The sequence below is a fragment of the Streptomyces sp. NBC_00237 genome (genome assembly GCF_026342435.1).
Taxonomy (GTDB): Bacteria; Actinomycetota; Actinomycetes; order Streptomycetales; family Streptomycetaceae; genus Streptomyces.
The window spans coordinates 892248-908910 of sequence record NZ_JAPEMT010000001.1 but is presented as its reverse complement, the minus strand read 5'-3'; the positions used below and the strand labels follow the sequence as shown (position 1 = coordinate 908910).

Annotated in this window: 19 protein-coding genes and 1 pseudogene; 14 read left to right on the top strand and 6 right to left on the bottom strand. The window is 67.7% G+C overall.

Annotation, left to right across the window (positions count from 1 at the left end; all coding sequences use genetic code 11):
* Positions 1–206: 206 nt before the first annotated feature.
* The 8 genes and pseudogenes from uppS to OG897_RS03970 form a co-directional block, all read left to right on the top strand.
* Positions 207–941 carry a polyprenyl diphosphate synthase gene (gene uppS, locus OG897_RS04005; protein ID WP_266652943.1) on the top strand — a complete coding sequence of 245 codons (735 nt, stop codon included), beginning with the start codon at positions 207–209 and terminating at the stop codon, positions 939–941.
* A 128-nt stretch (positions 942–1069) separates the two neighbouring features.
* Positions 1070–1642, top strand: coding sequence for a hypothetical protein (locus OG897_RS04000; RefSeq protein ID WP_266656551.1), 573 nt, complete (start codon positions 1070–1072; stop codon positions 1640–1642).
* A 446-nt stretch (positions 1643–2088) separates the two neighbouring features.
* Positions 2089–2361 carry a hypothetical protein gene (locus OG897_RS03995; protein ID WP_266652941.1) on the top strand — a complete coding sequence of 91 codons (273 nt, stop codon included), beginning with the start codon at positions 2089–2091 and terminating at the stop codon, positions 2359–2361.
* Between the two features lie 142 nt (positions 2362–2503).
* Positions 2504–2668 carry a hypothetical protein gene (locus tag OG897_RS03990; protein ID WP_266652939.1) on the top strand — a complete coding sequence of 55 codons (165 nt, stop codon included), beginning with the start codon at positions 2504–2506 and terminating at the stop codon, positions 2666–2668.
* Positions 2669–3003: 335 nt separating this feature from the next.
* Positions 3004–3243 (top strand): hypothetical protein, encoded by a 240-nt coding sequence (locus tag OG897_RS03985; protein ID WP_266652937.1) that lies wholly within the window; start codon positions 3004–3006, stop codon positions 3241–3243.
* A 216-nt stretch (positions 3244–3459) separates the two neighbouring features.
* The gene (locus OG897_RS03980) at positions 3460–3750 is read left to right on the top strand and encodes a carbohydrate-binding module family 14 protein (RefSeq protein WP_266652935.1); all 291 of its coding nucleotides are present in this window, start codon (positions 3460–3462) and stop codon (positions 3748–3750) included.
* Positions 3751–3923: 173 nt separating this feature from the next.
* Positions 3924–4724, top strand: coding sequence for a hypothetical protein (locus OG897_RS03975; RefSeq protein WP_266652933.1), 801 nt, complete (start codon positions 3924–3926; stop codon positions 4722–4724).
* 35 nt (positions 4725–4759) lie between these two features.
* A pseudogene (locus tag OG897_RS03970) lies at positions 4760–4870 on the top strand (IS5/IS1182 family transposase); the annotation flags it as partial.
* A gap of 48 nt (positions 4871–4918) precedes the next feature.
* Here the strand turns inward: OG897_RS03970 and OG897_RS03965 are convergent.
* Entirely contained in the window at positions 4919–6754 is a 1836-nt protein-coding gene (locus OG897_RS03965) for an FG-GAP-like repeat-containing protein (RefSeq protein ID WP_266652931.1), read from the bottom strand.
* A 67-nt stretch (positions 6755–6821) separates the two neighbouring features.
* Positions 6822–7541, bottom strand: a complete 720-nt coding sequence (locus OG897_RS03960; protein WP_266652929.1) for a hypothetical protein — start codon at positions 7539–7541, stop codon at positions 6822–6824.
* Between the two features lie 431 nt (positions 7542–7972).
* Between OG897_RS03960 and OG897_RS03955 the strand changes: the two genes are divergently transcribed.
* From OG897_RS03955 to OG897_RS03945, 3 genes are read left to right on the top strand one after another with little or no spacing between them, the layout of a single operon-like run.
* Complete coding sequence (locus OG897_RS03955) at positions 7973–9097, top strand: hypothetical protein (RefSeq protein WP_266652927.1); 1125 nt, start codon at positions 7973–7975, stop codon at positions 9095–9097.
* Positions 9098–9138: 41 nt separating this feature from the next.
* Positions 9139–9624: a hypothetical protein gene (locus tag OG897_RS03950; protein WP_266652925.1), complete on the top strand. Its 486-nt coding sequence runs from the start codon at positions 9139–9141 to the stop codon at positions 9622–9624.
* Positions 9625–9671: 47 nt separating this feature from the next.
* Positions 9672–11198: an RICIN domain-containing protein gene (locus OG897_RS03945; RefSeq protein ID WP_266652923.1), complete on the top strand. Its 1527-nt coding sequence runs from the start codon at positions 9672–9674 to the stop codon at positions 11196–11198.
* Between the two features lie 479 nt (positions 11199–11677).
* On the opposite strand, the gene OG897_RS03940 is transcribed toward OG897_RS03945, so the two are convergent.
* The 3 genes from OG897_RS03940 to OG897_RS03930 are packed head-to-tail and all read right to left on the bottom strand — an operon-like array spanning position 11678 to position 13347.
* Positions 11678–12229 (bottom strand): hypothetical protein, encoded by a 552-nt coding sequence (locus OG897_RS03940; protein ID WP_266652921.1) that lies wholly within the window; start codon positions 12227–12229, stop codon positions 11678–11680.
* A 21-nt stretch (positions 12230–12250) separates the two neighbouring features.
* The gene (locus OG897_RS03935; RefSeq protein ID WP_266652919.1) at positions 12251–12424 is read right to left on the bottom strand and encodes a hypothetical protein; all 174 of its coding nucleotides are present in this window, start codon (positions 12422–12424) and stop codon (positions 12251–12253) included.
* Entirely contained in the window at positions 12421–13347 is a 927-nt protein-coding gene (locus tag OG897_RS03930; RefSeq protein ID WP_266652917.1) for a recombinase family protein, read from the bottom strand. The genes OG897_RS03935 and OG897_RS03930 overlap by 4 nt, the downstream gene beginning before the upstream one ends.
* A 232-nt stretch (positions 13348–13579) precedes the next feature.
* On the opposite strand from OG897_RS03930, the gene acpP reads away from it, so the two are divergent.
* The gene (gene acpP, locus OG897_RS03925) at positions 13580–13816 is read left to right on the top strand and encodes an acyl carrier protein (RefSeq protein ID WP_266652915.1); all 237 of its coding nucleotides are present in this window, start codon (positions 13580–13582) and stop codon (positions 13814–13816) included.
* A gap of 436 nt (positions 13817–14252) precedes the next feature.
* Positions 14253–14612, top strand: a complete 360-nt coding sequence (locus tag OG897_RS03920; protein ID WP_266652913.1) for a hypothetical protein — start codon at positions 14253–14255, stop codon at positions 14610–14612.
* A 181-nt stretch (positions 14613–14793) separates the two neighbouring features.
* On the opposite strand, the gene OG897_RS03915 is transcribed toward OG897_RS03920, so the two are convergent.
* Positions 14794–15594 (bottom strand): hypothetical protein, encoded by an 801-nt coding sequence (locus OG897_RS03915; RefSeq protein ID WP_266652911.1) that lies wholly within the window; start codon positions 15592–15594, stop codon positions 14794–14796.
* Positions 15595–15638: 44 nt separating this feature from the next.
* On the opposite strand from OG897_RS03915, the gene OG897_RS03910 reads away from it, so the two are divergent.
* Entirely contained in the window at positions 15639–15995 is a 357-nt protein-coding gene (locus OG897_RS03910) for a hypothetical protein (RefSeq protein WP_266652909.1), read from the top strand.
* Positions 15996–16663: the final 668 nt, after the last annotated feature.

Genomic DNA, 16663 nt, shown 5'->3' with positions numbered 1-16663 from the left:
CAGCCCCGCCAGGGCGCGACTTCGCCCTGCGCTGGCACCCTTCGTTGGGCCGAATGGGTGATGTGGGCCTTGAGGTGACGCCGGGGAGGAGTAGCCCCGGGTCCCGGGAGCCAGGCTTTCCGTGGTCGCACACAGGGCCGTGCCTTTCCTGTTCGTATCCTCGTTCCGTTTTCCGTCTTCTCCATCGCCTCTGGCCGGGAGCCGCCATGACCGAACCGTCCGTACTCGCCGCTTCTGCGCGCCCGGGAGTGCCCGCGCATGTCGCGCTCGTTCTCGACGGCAACCGGCGCTGGGCCGCCCAGCACGGTCTCAGCGTGAACGAGGGGCACCGCACCGGCATCGACAAGATCCCTGATGTCCTGCAGTGGTGCGAGGAAGAAGGGGTCCTCATGGTGACGCAGTGGATCCTGTCCGTCAGGAACCTGCAGCGCAGCCCCGAGGAACTCGCCGGTCTCTACCAAACTTTCACCAGCCTGTGCACGCGTCTGGCCGAGGCGCAGCGATGGCGGGTCCGGGTGATCGGGGCCCTGGAGCTGCTGCCCGCCCCTGTCGCGGAGGCGTTCGAGGACGTACAGCGGCGCACCGAGCAGGTACAGGGGGTGGAGGCCACCCTCGCTGTCGCCTACGACGGCCGGCGGGAGATCGTCAGCGCGGCCCGGTCGCTGGCAAGGAAGTACCGCGACCGGTGGCCGCAGGAGCCGGCCGGGGATCTGTCCTGGTGGGAGGGGGAGTTCGCGTCCCATCTGGGCACGGCGGGGCTGGCGGACCCGGACCTGGTGATCCACACCTCGGGCGAGCAGCGCCTGTCGGGGTATCTGACCTGGCAGACCACGCAGTCGGAGCTGTACTTCTGCGAGCGGCTGTGGCCCGACTTCACCCGGGAAGACCTGCGTGAGGCGCTGGACAGTTACGCCTCGCGGCACCGGCGGCTGGGACTGTAGACCCGACGATGCCACAGAGGAAGAAGTACATGACCGCCACACCGTCCGACGACCCCGTACTTCCGGGCCCGCACGACCACACGCACCGGCCGGGCGGGCAGCCCGGCCGCCTTGACGAGAACGAGCGCGTGGACCGCACGACGGCGGCCCGGACCGTCACCGACGTACTCCAGCCGCGCAACGTCCTGCTCGCCGGCATGCCGGGCATCGGGCTCGCCGCCGCCGGCAACTGGAGCGGCATCCCCTGGGGACTGCTCGGCGCCCTGTGCGCGGGGATCATTCCCGCGGCCTACATCGAGTGGGAACGCAAACGCGGCACCTGGGGAGACCGCAACATCGTCGACCGCACCAAACGGCCCCCGATCTTCCTTGTCATCCTGGCCTCCATCGGGATCGGGTCGATCGTCATGATCCTCGGCCACGCCCCCGCCGGCATCCTCCTCGCGATGCTCGCCCTGTGGGCGATGACCGTCGTCCTGCTGGCCGTGAACCACGTCTGGAAGATCAGCGTCGACAGCGCGGTCGCCTCCGCGATCCCCGCGATGCTCTCGGTGGTCCACTCGCCCTGGTGGCTCCTGGCCTACGTCCTGACCCTGGCCGTGTGCTGGTCCCGCGTCGCACTCACCTACCACACCGTCGCCCAGACCGTGGCCGGCGCCTGCGTCGGCGCCACCACCGCAGCCGCCTTCCTCCTCACCTGAGCGGAGCTGGTGGAGTTGCTCTTGGCCTCGGCGGCCCGCAGTCCATCGCTCGCCCTCGGTCACGATGCACAAGTCCTTCTGGGCCTGGTACTGGATGCTCAAGCCCCAGCACTTGATCCTCTCGGGGCTGTCCGCGCGCACCTGGGACTCCAGATAGGCGAGGTTTCCCACGCTGGTGATGACATCGACGGAGCCGCTGACGCTGTGGGTGATGGTCACCGGTGTTCCCCTTCACCTTCAGGCTGCCCTGGGTGACGGCGAATCCGAGCAGATCAGGACTTCAGGACCATCGCGTTGCTGGTCAGCCCGGGGCACCCCGGGACAGAGCACGGAGGGCGGGGATTGCAGGGCATGCGGGCTCACCTCCTGTCAAGAGGGGGCAGCAATGTGTGTCCAGTGCCAGCAGAATCGGCCATGGCCCACCGGACCTACGCAGGGGAGATCAAGTGTCTGAAGAGGAAAACGAACCGACTACGACGCCCGAGAGGCACGCGACAACTGCATATCGATGGGAAACGGGCATCATTAACGACGTCAAAGCAGGCAGCGTATTCATGAAGGATGGCAGGGCATACCGGGCTGTTGCGGTGAATATGGTAAGGCCCGGAAAGCACGGATCGGCCAAATACGCGGTTAAAGCCGAAGAGTTGCCTGGCGGTGGAAACGTAGACTTCAATTTCACCTCTGGTGCAAAAATGGAAATCGCCGTTGGTTCGTAGGCGGATTCCGCCCCGGTATAGAGCCAACAGAGCTCTATACCGGGCAAGGTGGGTAACCCATTGCGCGAGGCTGCGCCTGAATATCTCCTACGCCGACGAGCTGTCCGGCTCCCCGCACGCCGACGCGCTCGAACAGTGGGAGGTGTCCGTCCTCCACCGCCTCAAGGTCCACGAGGACGCACAGTGCCTTTCGACGCTCGGCGAGTGCGATAACGAGGGTTGCCCGGCGGTCGTCATCACGGACGCGGCGATCGGGTCGATGACGTTCTTTCGGGTGCACCCCGCAGCCGCCTTCCTCCTGACGTAGTTCCTGTTCCTCATCCTCTGAGTACGTACTTGTTGAAACCGAGGGGAGGAGCCTCTGCTTCTCGTCCTGGCAGGCCCGATGCGCACCGGTCCGCTCACACGCCGGGGTGCGAGCGGGCCTGCCGGATTCCCGCGAGGTGCACGGCCAGCAGTGAGGCGGAGCGGCCGACGACGTCAGCTTGGCGGACCACGGTCGAACACGGAACCGGCCTGACGGCTATGGGATCGCAGTTGTCAGGCACCGGCCAGTGCCCGGCAACTGCATGTGAGAGGGGCGGGCGTTGTCCCGGTGTCACCCGTCGCACATCCTGCGCGCCGCTTGATCGTTGAGAGGGCATGAAGAAGATCAGCGCCCTGGCTGGGCTCGTCCTCAGCAGCATCGCCCTGGCCGCACCCGCCCACGCCGACAACGGCGACGACCCCGCCAACAAGTGGAACTTCAGTGCCGAGGACGTCTGCGTGCAGGAGCTCGCCGTCGTCCCCGCGCTCAGCGACTGGACCGGAAACCACCGCAACAACTGCTCCAACGGCAACGTGATCGGCCCCGCCCCGCAGGACACCCCGCAAGGCAACTGACCTCTCGGCCATCCCCTCCCCAGTAGCCGGTCGCGCGGCGGACGCCCCGGCCCTTCCATAAGGGGAAACGGCGTGCGTCCGGCCGCCGGGCAGGGAGGGCACTGCGCAGGGGTCTGGCGCTGTCTGCCCGTCTCTCGTCGCCCCGCCCCGCGAGTGTGGCCGTTTCCTCACGTCCGCCGCTCCCATTACCTGTTCTGATGGACTGTGGAGGTCCCCATGGCAGCACTGTTCTCTCGTACCGTTGCCTGCGCCGTGCTCGTATGGGCAGGCATGGCCGTGCCGGTGGCGGCAAGCCCGGTCACTGCGGCACCTGCCCCGTTCACGTGCACGACCGAGGGATACCACGGCGACCCCGACGACCCGCAGAAGTACCACCGCTGCGTCGACTTCGGCGACGGCGCACTGAGACAGTTCGACCTCGACTGCGGTGAGGGAATGGTCTGGGACGACTCGCTCACCACCTGCAACTACGCCTTCGTCGTAGAACCCGAGGCAGTGAACGGATGAGCAGCCGCACCCGCCCGCTTCCTGTTCAAGGCGCGGGCGGGGCGTCCGGTGTGACGGCTTCGCCCGTTCGGGGGCCAGTACACCCCTGCACGCTTTCACCACCGCGCAGCTGGTCATGATCACGACGGGTTCCCGCAGCCGCGGGAACCCGCCCCCATGCCCAGGAGTGTGCCGTGGTCCTCGTCATCGTCGTTGCCGTCCTGGCCCTGTGTGCGGGGCTGGCGGCGAACCGGTTCCTGCGGCCGAAGCTGATGAGTGACGATGACGCGGGGATGGCGGTCAAGGACTTGCTCGGGCCGCTGCTGACGCTGACCGTGCTGCTGCTGGCCTTCGTCCTGGTCACCGCCTCCGGCTCGTTCGGCAAGGCCGAGGTCGCCGCCCGCGGCGAGGCCCGCGCACTCGACCAGCTCACCGAGATCGCCGAGTACACCACCCCCGCCGAGCGCGAACGGGTCCAGGCCGACGCCGTCTGCTACGCCCGCGCGGTGCGCACCCAGGAATGGCCCGCCATGGCCCGGGACGGCAGCGGATCGCCCGCGCCCAGCGTGTGGTCGACCGACGTCCGGCGCTCCTTCCGCGCCCTGGAGGGCAAGCCGGTCTTCGGCATGCTGATCGCCGCCGACAACAAACGCTCCGACGAACGCGAGGAACGCCTCACCCAGGCCACCCCCAGCATCCCCGGCGCCATCTTCTGGTTCCTGCTGGCCACGCTCACCATCACCGTGATCGCCCTCGCGGTCTGCCTGCCCCGCCGGAACAACCGGGGCCAGATCGTCGTCCTGGCCGTCATCACCGCGCTCCTGACCACGACGCTGTGCATCATCCGTGACGTCGACCGGCCTTTCGGTGGCGCCATCAGCGTCGACCCCACTGCAATCACCGAAGTGGAACGGCAGGCCACCCGCGACTTCCTCGCCAATCACCAGCCCAGCGACCTGCCCTGCGACACCGAGGGCAACCGCCGCAACACGTAAGAGGGCGCAACGCCCCACAACCAAACCGAAGCCACTCCCGCCACAACCGCCGCCGCATGCGACGGCGCCGAATCCGCCACACGGTTCCCGAGTGTCGGGATCAGGGGGCCGAGCTCAGGCGCCGTGGATGCCGTGGCGGTCGCCCCGCCGATGTCAGGTCGCCGGGAGGAGCGGCTGCGGAGGTGCTGCGAGGGTTATCGCGTCGTGAAGCGGCGGAAGAGGTTGCGGGCCACGTACACCCCCGGGCCGCCGAAGCCGACGATGTCGACGCGCCCTTCGCCGGTGATGTCGGCGAGGAATCGGGGGTGGCGGTCGACCCGCCAGCCGCCTGCGTCCTCGTTGTACCCGAACCCCCGGCACACCAGTTGGGCCTGATCGAAGTGGCCGTCGCCGCGGTTGTGCGACACCCAGACCCCTTCGTTGCCGAAGCCGACGATGTCGGGGGTGCCGTCGCCGGTGGCGTCGGCGAGGAAGCGGAGGTGTTTTGCGCTCGTCCATCCCTGGGCGGTCCCGAAGTCGTTCAGGATGAGATTCGAGGGCGCGAACGTGCCGTCGCCGCGTCCGCGTGAGACGACGACGCCCAGCGGCCCGAACCCGACGATGTCCGCTGCTCCGTCACTAGTGGTTTTGAGCAGGAACCGGGGGTGCTCCTCGGCCGAGCTCCACCCCTGGTCGACCCCGAAGTCGTCGCGGACGTACAGGGGTTCGGCGAAGGCGCCGTCTTCGTCCTGGAGGGAGACCCAGACGCCGTCGTCGTGGCAGCCGACCACGTCAAGCCGGCCGTCGCCGGTGGTGTCGACGAGGAAGCGCGGATGCTTGTCCGCGAGCCAGCCGCCCGCTTTCTCGTCGTGGCCGAACGCCGTGAGGGCGGGTTCGTCGCCGATCGGTGCAAAGGCTCCGTCCTCGTCCTGGAGGGAGACCCAGACGCCGTCGTCGTGGCAGCCGACCACGTCAAGCCGGCCGTCGCCGGTGGTGTCGACGAGGAAGCGCGGATGCTTGTCCGCAACCCAGCCGCCCGCCTGCTCACCGTGTCCGAACGCCTTGAGGGCCGGCTCACCACCCGCGGGCACGAACGTCCCGTCCTCGTCCTGAGGGGATACCCGGACACCGTCAGCGGTGAGCACGACGAGGTCGGGCTTGCCGCTGCCCGTCATGTCCGCGAGGGTCCACAGGTCCTCGGGGCTCGCGGAGCCCAGGGGTGGGTGCAGGACGCGCTCTTCGTCGTCGAAGGTGCCGTCGCCCCTGCTGGACGAGGTCACGGCTCCCTGTGCGGGCTTGATTCCGGCGATGTCCGCCCACCCCTCTCCCGTGGTGTCGGCGAGGAACCGTGCACCGGCCCCGGCCCACCCGCCGGGAGAGTGTGCGGCCCCTTCGTTCTTCCACTCGCCGGCGTCCTGGTCGCTGCCGAACTGCTTCAGGACCAGCAGCATGTTGCTGAAGGCGGGCGCCGCACCGGGTGCCGGGCGCAGGCCGGTCGAGGGGGCCAGGCGCCAGGACTGGCGGCCGTTCCAGTGCCCCAGTGCCGCCCAGTTCAGCACCGGGTCGCTGGTGCGCTCGGGGTCGGCCGGCGCGAACCGCCACCGCTGGCTCTCCGCGCTGTCGTCGTGCTCGCGCAGGATGATCCGGGTGTCGTCCGCGGCGGGCTCGTCGAGGTCGAGGACGGTGGCGTCGCTCGCGCCCTCGATGAAGTAGAGGCCGGCTTCGCCCTCGACGGGGACGATGTGCCAGTGCTGGCGCTGGTTGCCGTCGGCGGCGTCCTGCTGGCGGACGGCGTGGTCCCCGGCGGCGGGGTGGTCGAGTACCTGGCCGCTGACGGCGTTGCGGATCACGTACGCCGGGTGGTCTTCTGCTTCCTCGCTGTCTGCGGCCTGTACGGGGGCGAGCTGCCACTGCTCGGGGCGCGGGCCTGCGTCGGGGAAGTCGCGGACGACGAGCACCCCGTCCCCGCCCGGCGCGGCCTCGGCGCCGAGCGGCTTTCCCGTGGCGGCGTTGACGATCTCCAGCTTCAGTTCTTCGATGGGCACGGGCATCGTGGTGCCTCTTCCAGGCGGTGCGGGCGTTGGCTCGGGACGGGTTCGGCGTGACGGTGGCCGCGGATCAGGTGAAGACGTGGTGGTACGGGACGTTCCACTCGCTGGGCAGGCGCGGGTAGAACGTGTTGATGACCGTCCCGGTGAAGTCGCCGCCCCAGTTGTAGGTGAGACGCGCCTCGCTGTCGGCCGTCACCGCGTGGTCCCTGAACCCGAGGATGGCGTCGGGGTGGGTGATCGGCACGAAGGTGATCCCGCCCCACGGCGTTACCGTGACGACCCAGAGCTGGGTGTCCTCGGGTGCGCCGTTCTTCCCGCGCCACTTGTCACCGACCTTGTCGGGCAGGCCGACCTGGACGGTGTCGGCCGTGCTCTTGGGGGCCTCCTGGTGGACGGTGATGCGCCGGCGCTGCGGCTTCGGTGCGCCGTCGTCGCCGCGCCCGGCGTCGGCTTCGCCCGCACCTGCGGGTTCGGGCGTCACCTGGCCCGCGGCGCTCTCGATGAAGTAGAGCGGTCGCTGCCCGAAGAATCCGGCGGGGGTGATGTACCAGAGGTGGCCCTGCGCTTCCTTGGTGTCCGGGTCGAGCGCGGTGGCCAGTGTGACGCCCTTGTCGTGGCTCTCCTCCCTCAGCTCGGCGGGCCGCAGGTAGCCGCCGTTGAAGGCGTGGACGAGCATGACCGGCCGGTTTTCGAGCAGTGCCGCCACGATCGCGTTGTCGTAGCTGTTCACCGCCACCGGACCGCCGACCACCAGATTCGACATTGCTGTGCGTTCTTGGGTGTACATCGTCGAAACCTCACCTGTTCTGAATGTGGAGAATTACACGTTGACCGCTCAGCTCAGTGATTTATCGCGCGGAATAACCGCAGGCTCAGCGGAATGAAAGCAGGCCCAATCGCCCCTCGATGAGGGGGGCTCGAAAGTGATGGAGTGGCCGGATTTCATAGGCTCGCCCGCTCAGCGGCGAGGCCGCGGCACTCATAGGCAGGGCTGCTGGAAGGGCATGGTCGGGCTACTGGGGTCGCTTCAACGTAGCGCCGGTGTGCGCGAGTTGAGAACCGTCACCAAGCCTTGATCACCCGTTTGGATGAACGGGTGGAGCCACCGTTTAGGTGCGGAAGCGGGCGGTAATTTCAATTGTCGGGACATGCAGAAATGCCTGTCACCGATTTATCGTTCGCCGAGCGCAGTTCGACCAGATCAGTCGAGGACGGGGAATGCCTTCCAACGCGTACAACCTGGAACGGGCCAAGCGCCATCCGCTGACGAAGAGGAATCTGCGGGAACTCAATATCGAGCAGACCTGGCAGTCCGTCCTGGACCACCCCAGCCTGGTCTACGTCGACGACTACGGCGTACGGCACAAGCCCGTCGGGTTCTCCTTGAACAAGTCGAGCTTCGGCGCCTTCCCCGGGTCCGCGTTCAAACTGGGCTGGCTCGCCTACATGAATCTCGGGGAGCCGCTGATCGAGGAGCGGCGCAACATCAGCCAGCCGCCGCCCGACACGTTCTCCTCGCGCACCTACGTCAACCGCAGCCAGACGTCCACGATGAAGTTCACCGACTCCGTCCAGTTCACCGTGTCGAACGAGGTCACCTGGACGCTGCAGGGCGAGGCCCAGCTCACCTTCGGCGGCAGCGTCGGCGCGGAGCTCCAGCTCCAGCTCCAGAACCACCTCCAGCTGGACCTCCAGGCCCAGTTCGGGACGGAGCTGCAGAACCAGCTCGAGAACGCGATGGAAAACAAGGTCACCAACAGCGTGTCCAACGAGCAGAGCAAGGACGATATCGGGTCCGACACCATCAACGGCACCGAGAACGGCACGACGAACTCGATGACGAACGGCGTGACGAACTCCGCGGGGACGTCGGTGACGACCTCCGGGGCGTTCACGACCACGGGCAGTGCCACCGGCAGCGCGCAGCTCAACGCCCAGTTGATGCTGGGCATCATGGCCTCCGTCGGCGGCACCCTGACCACCAGCTGGACCTCGAACTCGCAGATCGAGGGCGAGGTCCCGCCGGGCTCCCGCGTGGAGACCATCGTCACGCAACGGCGTACCCGCAAGCAGTACTCCTACGAGATTCCCGTGACCTTCTCCGGGCTGCTCGCGGTGAAGTACGACGTACCGGTGGCGGTCCTGGCTCCCCCGCAGTCCAGGAACTACCCCGGACTTGAGTACGTGGTCGCCCGCGACCTCGGCGACATCGACCTGGCGGGCGGGAACGGCTTCCGTATGACGGGGCTGGCCGAAGTCGTCTCCGCCCTGGAGGCCCATCACACGATGTTCGACGGCGAGAGCCTGACCGGCAGCGAACGAGAGCTGCACAAGACGCCTTGAGCAGGCGGCCAGTGCCACGACGACGACCAGGGGTGACGATCATGGTGTTCGACAACATCTTCAACTCCGCGGGCAGGGGTGCGGGGCTCTTCTCCGTGACCACCGAAGGGGCCAAACCAAAGCCGGGCGCGGGCGTCGATTTCGAGGACGCCGACGACGACACGTACGACGACACGACCACGAGCCTGTTCACCAGCGACATCCACGGGGCCAACTCCCGCGCGAAGGTCGTGCGGGAGCAGTGCCCGGAAGCGCGGGCCATCCTGGGCTTCCTCGGCTCCTTCATCCAGACCACCCAGGCGTCGGCCGGTGCCCAGGCCCAGTACGCCCAGAACCCCGGCTCGGTATCCAACGCGGCGTCCGCCGGCATGCAGGATTCGAGCGCGACGGTGACAGAGCACAGCGGCCTCCAGAAGGACGAGGACCTCAAGGACAGGCCGAGGAAGAGCGACTTCTCCAAACCCCCCGAGGCTCCCCCGGCCCCCGAAGCGTCCAAGCCGACCGCCGAGGACCCGTCCGCCTCCTAACGAATACCCCTCGCAGCAGGCGGTCAGTGAACGGTGAAGGGATGACGATGAGCACTGCCCACGAGGCAACCACAAGCGGCGAGGACTCCGCCCCTCCGATCAACACAGTCGCAGGGACCGGGGCCCATGGGTACTCAGGCGACAACGGGCCCGCCACCTCAGCCAAGCTGTATCACCCGTACGAGGTCGCGGTGGACACCACCGGTGCCCTCTACATCTCCGAGTTCGGCGGCCACCGGGTCCGGAAGATCACGGCCGACGGAAAGACCAGCACGATCACCGGCAACGGCACCAAGGGCTTCAGTGGCGACTGCGCCCCCGCCACCGGGGCCCAGCTCAACACCCCGCGTGGGCTGGCGGTCGACAGCGTGGGCGCCGTCTACATCGCCGACTCCGAGAACCACCGGGTCCGGAAGGTCACGGCCGACGGAAAGATCTGCACGGTCGCAGGCAACGGCACCAAGGGCTTCAGCGGTGACGGCGGCGCCGCTGTCACCGCGCAGTTGAACGGCCCGTACGGGGTGGCGGTGGACACCACCGGCACCCTCTACATCACCGAATTCGGCAACCACCGGGTCCGGAAGGTCACGACGGACGGGAAGATCAGCACGATCGCGGGAACCGGGAACGCGGGATCCGTCGGAGACGGCGGTCCAGCGGCTTCGGCCCGGCTGAAAGAGCCGCGCGGAGTGGAGGTAGGGCGCGCAGGCGACCTCTACATCGCTGATGCCGGAAACCACCGGATCCGCAGGATCGCGGCCGACGGGAAGATCAGCACGATCGCCGGCACCGGCACCAAGGGCTTCAGCGGTGACGGCGGCCTTGCCACCGATGCCCGGCTGAACAGCCCGTACGGGGTCGCGGTGGACAGCACCGGCACCCTCTACATCGCCGAAATCGAGGGTCACCGGGTCCGGAAGGTCACGGCCGACGGGAAGATCAGCACGATCGCCGGCACCGGCACCGGGGGCTTCGCCGGTGACGACGGTCCGGCCGATTCGGCCCAACTGCGCAGGCCGGTCGGGGTCGCGGTGGACCGCTCCGGCACCCTCTACATCGCCGACCACGCCAACCACCGAGTCCGGAAGATCGCGCTGCCGAAGCTGGCCGCTCTGCCCGATTCGGGCACGGTGGTCACCTGGGCCAACGTCCGCAGCAGGCTACGGATGGCGGTCCACCGCGAGTCCACCAAGGACGGAGCCCAGATCCACCAGTCCCTCCCCGCCACCAGGGAACACCAGCACTGGCGGCTCGTCGTCGCGGGCCAGGACAACGGCGAAACCCTGTACACCATCGAGAACGTACGCAGCGGCAAGGTCCTGGAGATCCTCGGCGCGCACGAGACGGCCGGGGCGGTGGTCGCCCAACGCGCCTACGAGGGTGACGACGCACACCACCAGCACTGGAGGCTGATCCCGGTGAGCTCCGCGAACGACCCCCAGCCGGTGTACGAAATCGCAAACCGGAACAGCGGCCTGATCCTGCGCGTCGACACCAACGCCCGCACAGCGATCAAGCAGCACAGGGCGGAGGGCGACCACCGGGAACGACAGTGGCAGCTCCTCCCCGTATGACACACAAGGGGACAGAAGCGCCCTCCCCCTGGCCGTGCCGGCCCAGCCGTCCGTCATGCATGGGCGGACGGTAAAATATGAGCCGTCAGGCTGGGTGGTGGTGACCTCCGAACAGCACCACCCGCTCCGGTCCAGCACGCCGAACCGGAGCGGGTGCACGCTTTCGTAGCCGGGTTCTGTGACCGAAGGCCATAGACGGCGGATCATGCTCGAACCGCTGCAGGTCAGGGACAAGCGGAGAACACCAGTTGGCGGATCTTGAGGGTGATAGTTGGCGGATCACGTAGCCGGCATCGCCCAGCACCAGAACATCGCCGCTGTCGGGCGACGCGAGAGCGTCAGTGATCGGGGACATGGGATCTGTCAGTGCCGAAACCGGGGTGTGCTGGTGTCGACGAGTGCCTGGACGCGGCAGCGTGGTGCTCAGTGGGCTTCCGCCCCGTTGGTTATGTCGCTGCTGCGTCCGGGTGGGGTATGGATCAGTTGAAGACGGCGGGACCGTTCGTCGCGTATGTCTCGGCCGTGGTCCAGGAGGCGGTATCGGCCATTTTCGAGGCTCCGATCCAGGCTCCGTGCTTCCTCTCCGGAGGCGCGTAGAGGTTGACCTTGGCGGAGGGCAGGAGCCGGGTCAGTTCGAGGGTCAGTCGCTCGGGGAGCCTCTCGATACAGCTTCCGCCTCCGCTCAGGATGATGTTGGAGGCCAGCACCGGGCGCAGGTCGGGGTCGGCCTTTGCCAGCGCTTCCTTGACCAACTCGTGCAGGCCGCTCATGTCCTGTCCGGGTGCGAGGTAGGTGGCCGGCTGGAACAGGGCTTCGGGGGCTTCGTACCGGGCGCGGCCGATGTCGATGCTCTCCCCGCCAGGCAGCGTGCAGGTGCCGGTGACCTGTTCAAGGCCCTTGCTGTTTTCGGCGGTCAAGTCCTTCGCGACGTAGCAGAGCTGCTCCTTGATCACCCGGACGACTTCGAACTCCGCGGAGCTGACCAGGTCGATGCCCTCCGTGGCCAGCCGACGTTGCAGAACGCGGGTCACCTCACGGCCGCCGGTGTTCGTTCAGACGATCGTCTTCTTCAGGATCTCGCCGTCGCGGAAGCCCGTGACACTGGTGAGGGAGTCACCCACGTCCACCACCAGGGCCGCGTCTCGGCCCACCGAGGGGAAGCGCCGAGGTAAGCCGAAAAGCCGCCAGTACTTGATCTTGGTGGGTGTGGCGCTCGGTCCGTTCAACGCAGGCTGGCAACCGGGAGCGCGTTGACGCGGTTCTCGTACTCGCGACGGGCTTTGCGCTGTGCCGGGACCGCTGGGACGCCCTGGCCGCCGTCGAGCGGCTGGCAGCGGGAAAGGAGCTGGCGGTGCACGGCAGGAACGGCGCTGACGCGCAGGGTGTAGCCCTGGCCGCGCCGTACGGTCACCCCCTGGTCGAGCACGACCCGCTCGGCAGGCTCCAGGTCGGCCGCGCGGAGGAAGTCGGCGACTTTGCCCGGCATGTCAAGGGTGACCGGCAGCTCAGGGGCGGCGGTCTCCTCGGCGGGGGTGTGGTCAGGCAGGAGGTCGGCGATGGCGGTGCGGATGGCGCCGCGGCTGACGTGGTGGTCGCGGGCGAGGGCGGCGATGGAGTGGCCTTGCAGGTACGCGGTGCGCACGGTGTCGGTCTTCGCGGCCGGGACGGCGGGGCGGCGCCCGCCCTTGTTGCCCTTGGCTTCGGCGGCCCGTAGTCCGTCGTACGTCAGCTCCCGTTGGAGGTCGCGCTGGAGTTCGCCGGCGGCCGCGAGGGTCTGCACCATGAACTTCACGGTGGACAGCAGCTCGCCGGTGCGCGGGTGACGGGCGGTGAGGTCCATGCCGGAGAACGCGCCGTCGTGGATGCGCAGGGCGACCTGGTCGCGGTGCAGCACGTCGAGGACGTCGAGCACGTGACTGGTGCCGCGTACGAGGCGGAACATCTCGGAGATGTGTACGGTGTCGCCGGGCCGCGCGTAGGTCAGCAGCTCGCCGAACTTCGGCCGCTCCAGCGGGTGAAGGCGGCTGGAGGTTCCGGTCTGCTCCTCGAAGACGACCGGGTCCTCGATCCTGGCCTCGTCCAGGACCAGGTTCTGGCGGTCGGTCGACTGCTGGTCGGTCGACACCCGCTTGTAGATCAGATTGGCCATGCCGCTCCCCGTTTCGGTTGTCGCATCCGGCCCTGGGCCGTTCCTTGTGGGATCACTGCGTCTGAACATCGCAACGGAACCTGTCCGCGATCGTCTCCGTCCGCGGCCTGCGCTCACTCCTTCAGGGCTACTCCGTGCGGCTTCCGCACAGCACCGGACCGGGACGCAGGATGATCGGGTTGCCCGGATGTCCGGGCAACCGCACGCAGCCAACCGCTGAAGGAGCCCTGGCATGAGCACGATTGAAGAGCGGGTAAAGAACCTTGTCTCCGAGCAGCTGAACGTCACGGTGGACGACGTCACGAACCAGAAGTCGTTCGTGGACGACCTCGGGGCAAGCGACCAAGACGTGATCGAGATCCACATGGCTCTCGAAGAGGAGTTCGAGATGAATCTCCCCGACGAGGAGGCCGAAAAGATCACCACCGTCCAGTCGGCGATTGACTACGTCAATTCCCACAAGGCGTGAAGCCCGTATAGGCAGGGCGGCCTGACCCGCCCTCGGAACCACGTCCCGGGCCCGGTCACCCCCTGCGGCGAAACCGCAACCGGCTGCCTCGCCGCCCTTCGCGTCGGGGCAGCCGGTCCGGCGGGTTGCGAGGTGATCCGGAAGAAGCGTCCGGCTGTCAGTAAACGCTGTCATCAGCCTCCATTGGATCTGATCGGACCTGGGCCGTTGTCAGGTCCCGGAAAGACCGGGTCCATTGGACGCCCGCCGCGCCTGTCGTCATTCGTTCGTCTGCCGACAGACGGAAAGCGCCGGTCGAGTAGAGCAGACGGGGGAAAGGTGCATGCTTCATCCGCTAGAGGGACGTTTCTGCAACAAACCCCTCTGAAGCACGCACCTAGGGTGAATCGGCGCGGCCTGCTCGCGTGCCGCTGCCGCCCGAACAAGGAGAGATCTGTTGAAGTTCAAGTCCGTACTTGCTGTCGCCGCCCTCGCCGCGGCGTCGCTCTCGGTCCCGGTCTCCAGCGGCGTGGCCTCCGCCACGGCCACGGCCGCCCCCGCCCCTTGCACCATCGTCTGGACGGAACACTGGGAGAACCCGACTCCCGAGGGCAACTCGCCTGCCGACATCCTCGCGCCGAGGGGCGGCCCGAAGACCGAAACGAGGGAGATTGTCGGATACATGGACCCCGTCGATGACAGCAACTACTGCGTTTTCGGTGACAAGGGCGGGATCGTAACGAGCGTGCTGTGCGGCCGCACGCAGCCGATGATCCTGGGCCCCGATTGGGCCACGGCTGAAGCGAAGTGTTCCTGACCATCACTGCCGACTGAACGCACAGCCCTAAAGAGGCCAGCCGCCCAGCAGAGGTCCTCGGTGTTCAGGCCGAGGACCTCCACCAGCCGCCCGGCGGCCTCCCCGAGTCCGGGTCTCCGTCCTCGTCCAGCTCGGGCGCGTCCGGGTCGCGCAGCGGGCGCAGGGCGCCGAAGCTCGTCGTCTACCCCTTGGGCTTGGAGGACTTCAGTTCCTTCAGTGTGTCCTCGCCGGCATCCGCCCAGTGGCTGAAGGCCAGTGTGCAGGACGCCTTGCCTGAGGTCGCGTGCCGGAGAGCAGAGCTGAGGCCGAACGCCTGCCTCACCGGCAGGTGGAACTCAAGGGTGTCTTGGCTTCCCGACGAGTCGGCCCTGACTGCGGTTCCCTGGCGGGAGGAGAGGACTTTGTAGACGTCCGGCGTCCGTTCCGAGGCGACGGTGACTTCGCAGCTGAAGTACGCCTCGGTGACCTTCCAGCTTGCTTTCGCCGTAACGTCCTGGGCTGCCTGCCTGCACGCTTCGCGGTACATCTCGGTGGTGGGTGCGCCTGCCACGACCTCCACCTTCTTCAGGACAGCTGTCAGGTTGCCGAACGGGCAGCCGGCCACGGGCCCCTGCGGCGGCAGGCCGTCCCGGAATCCGGCCCGAAGCGCGTCGGTGTGATCAGGATGCGGCTGCCTGGGACTGAAGCCTTTGAGCTCCACGCCGTCCGTGGGCTCGCCCTCCGTCGGCCGTGCGGAAGCTGTGCGGTCCAGTTCCTCGATGACCACGCGGAGTTCGCTGTCGACGGCGCTCGTCTCCGCGAGCGTCAGAGACAGACGCAGCACATGACGGGCACCGGCGCGGTCGGTCACCTCATGGTCGCGTGAGGTACTGACAACCTGACGGACCGTTTCCGCGCACGGGTCCAGCTGTTCCTGGTCTGTGGGGGCACCCGGCATCTCCTCAGGTACCACGAAATCAAACGGGCTTCCGGCTTCCGGCATCGGTGGCTCCTCATCTGCATCGACGGCACCCCACGGTGAACGCTGTGCCACCGCCCACCCTGCCAGCCGCGAACAGCCTGGGTGCCTCTGATCACGCGGTCGGCCCGAAAGTCTCCACCCAGGTCCGCGACGGACTGACACAGGCCGGCCTGAACCTGCGGGACTCGTACAGCCAGATCATCCCCGTCGAAGCCGGCGGCGAACGCGAAGTCATGAACCTGCGCGACCACCTTGAAGCGCACGGCATCTTCGGCTCGGTCTTCTGCCCCCCGGCCACCCCCCGCAACCGCTCCATGGTCCGCCTCTCTCTCCACACCGCACTGACCGACGCCGACACACAACGACTGGTCACTGCATGCCGGGCGGCAGCCCGGTATCCCATGCCCAACGGTGCACGGTGAGGTGACTCCGGTGACTGCCGCTGGCTGACCCGCTGCGGGTGACAACAAGCAGGAAGGCCCCCGGCAAACCGAACAGCGGCCACGCCCGCGAGTACACCGTCACAGACAGTCAGTCCAGGGCGCCCCACCTTCGCCTTCGATTGCCGTGCCCGCGAGCCACCACCGGCTCCTCGGCCTCTGCCAGCTCCTCGACGGCACCACTGCCGTCCCAGCTCAGCGCAAGGCCCACCGCGGGTACAAGAACGGTGTCGGTACGCTCGCACCACTCGGACCATGATCACCGGCTTAGCGTTAACCGCTGAACCAATGTTCCCCCAGGCTGTAGATCCGAGCAGATCAGGGCTTCAAGATCATTCCGTTGCCCCTTTGGCGCGTATCTCGGTCACACAAAAGGGTTCGCCCGGCGAGGGTGGTGGAGCCCTACGGCTGCACCTCCCCCTCCTCGCCCGCCGCGCACCGCTGGCCACCGGATCGGGGTGCCGTGCCCCAGTGCCTCAGCTCTGGGGCACTGGAGGTACGTCTTTCACTCCCGTGCGCCCCCTCCTGGCGTATTCCCGGCTTCCTTTACTCTGGGTTACTGAGGCCGTGTACGAAAACTGCAGGCCACCCGTTCGGGGCACCTCTCGCTCCTGACTAAGCGTAAAAGGGGAGAGCTTCCGCGCTATTTA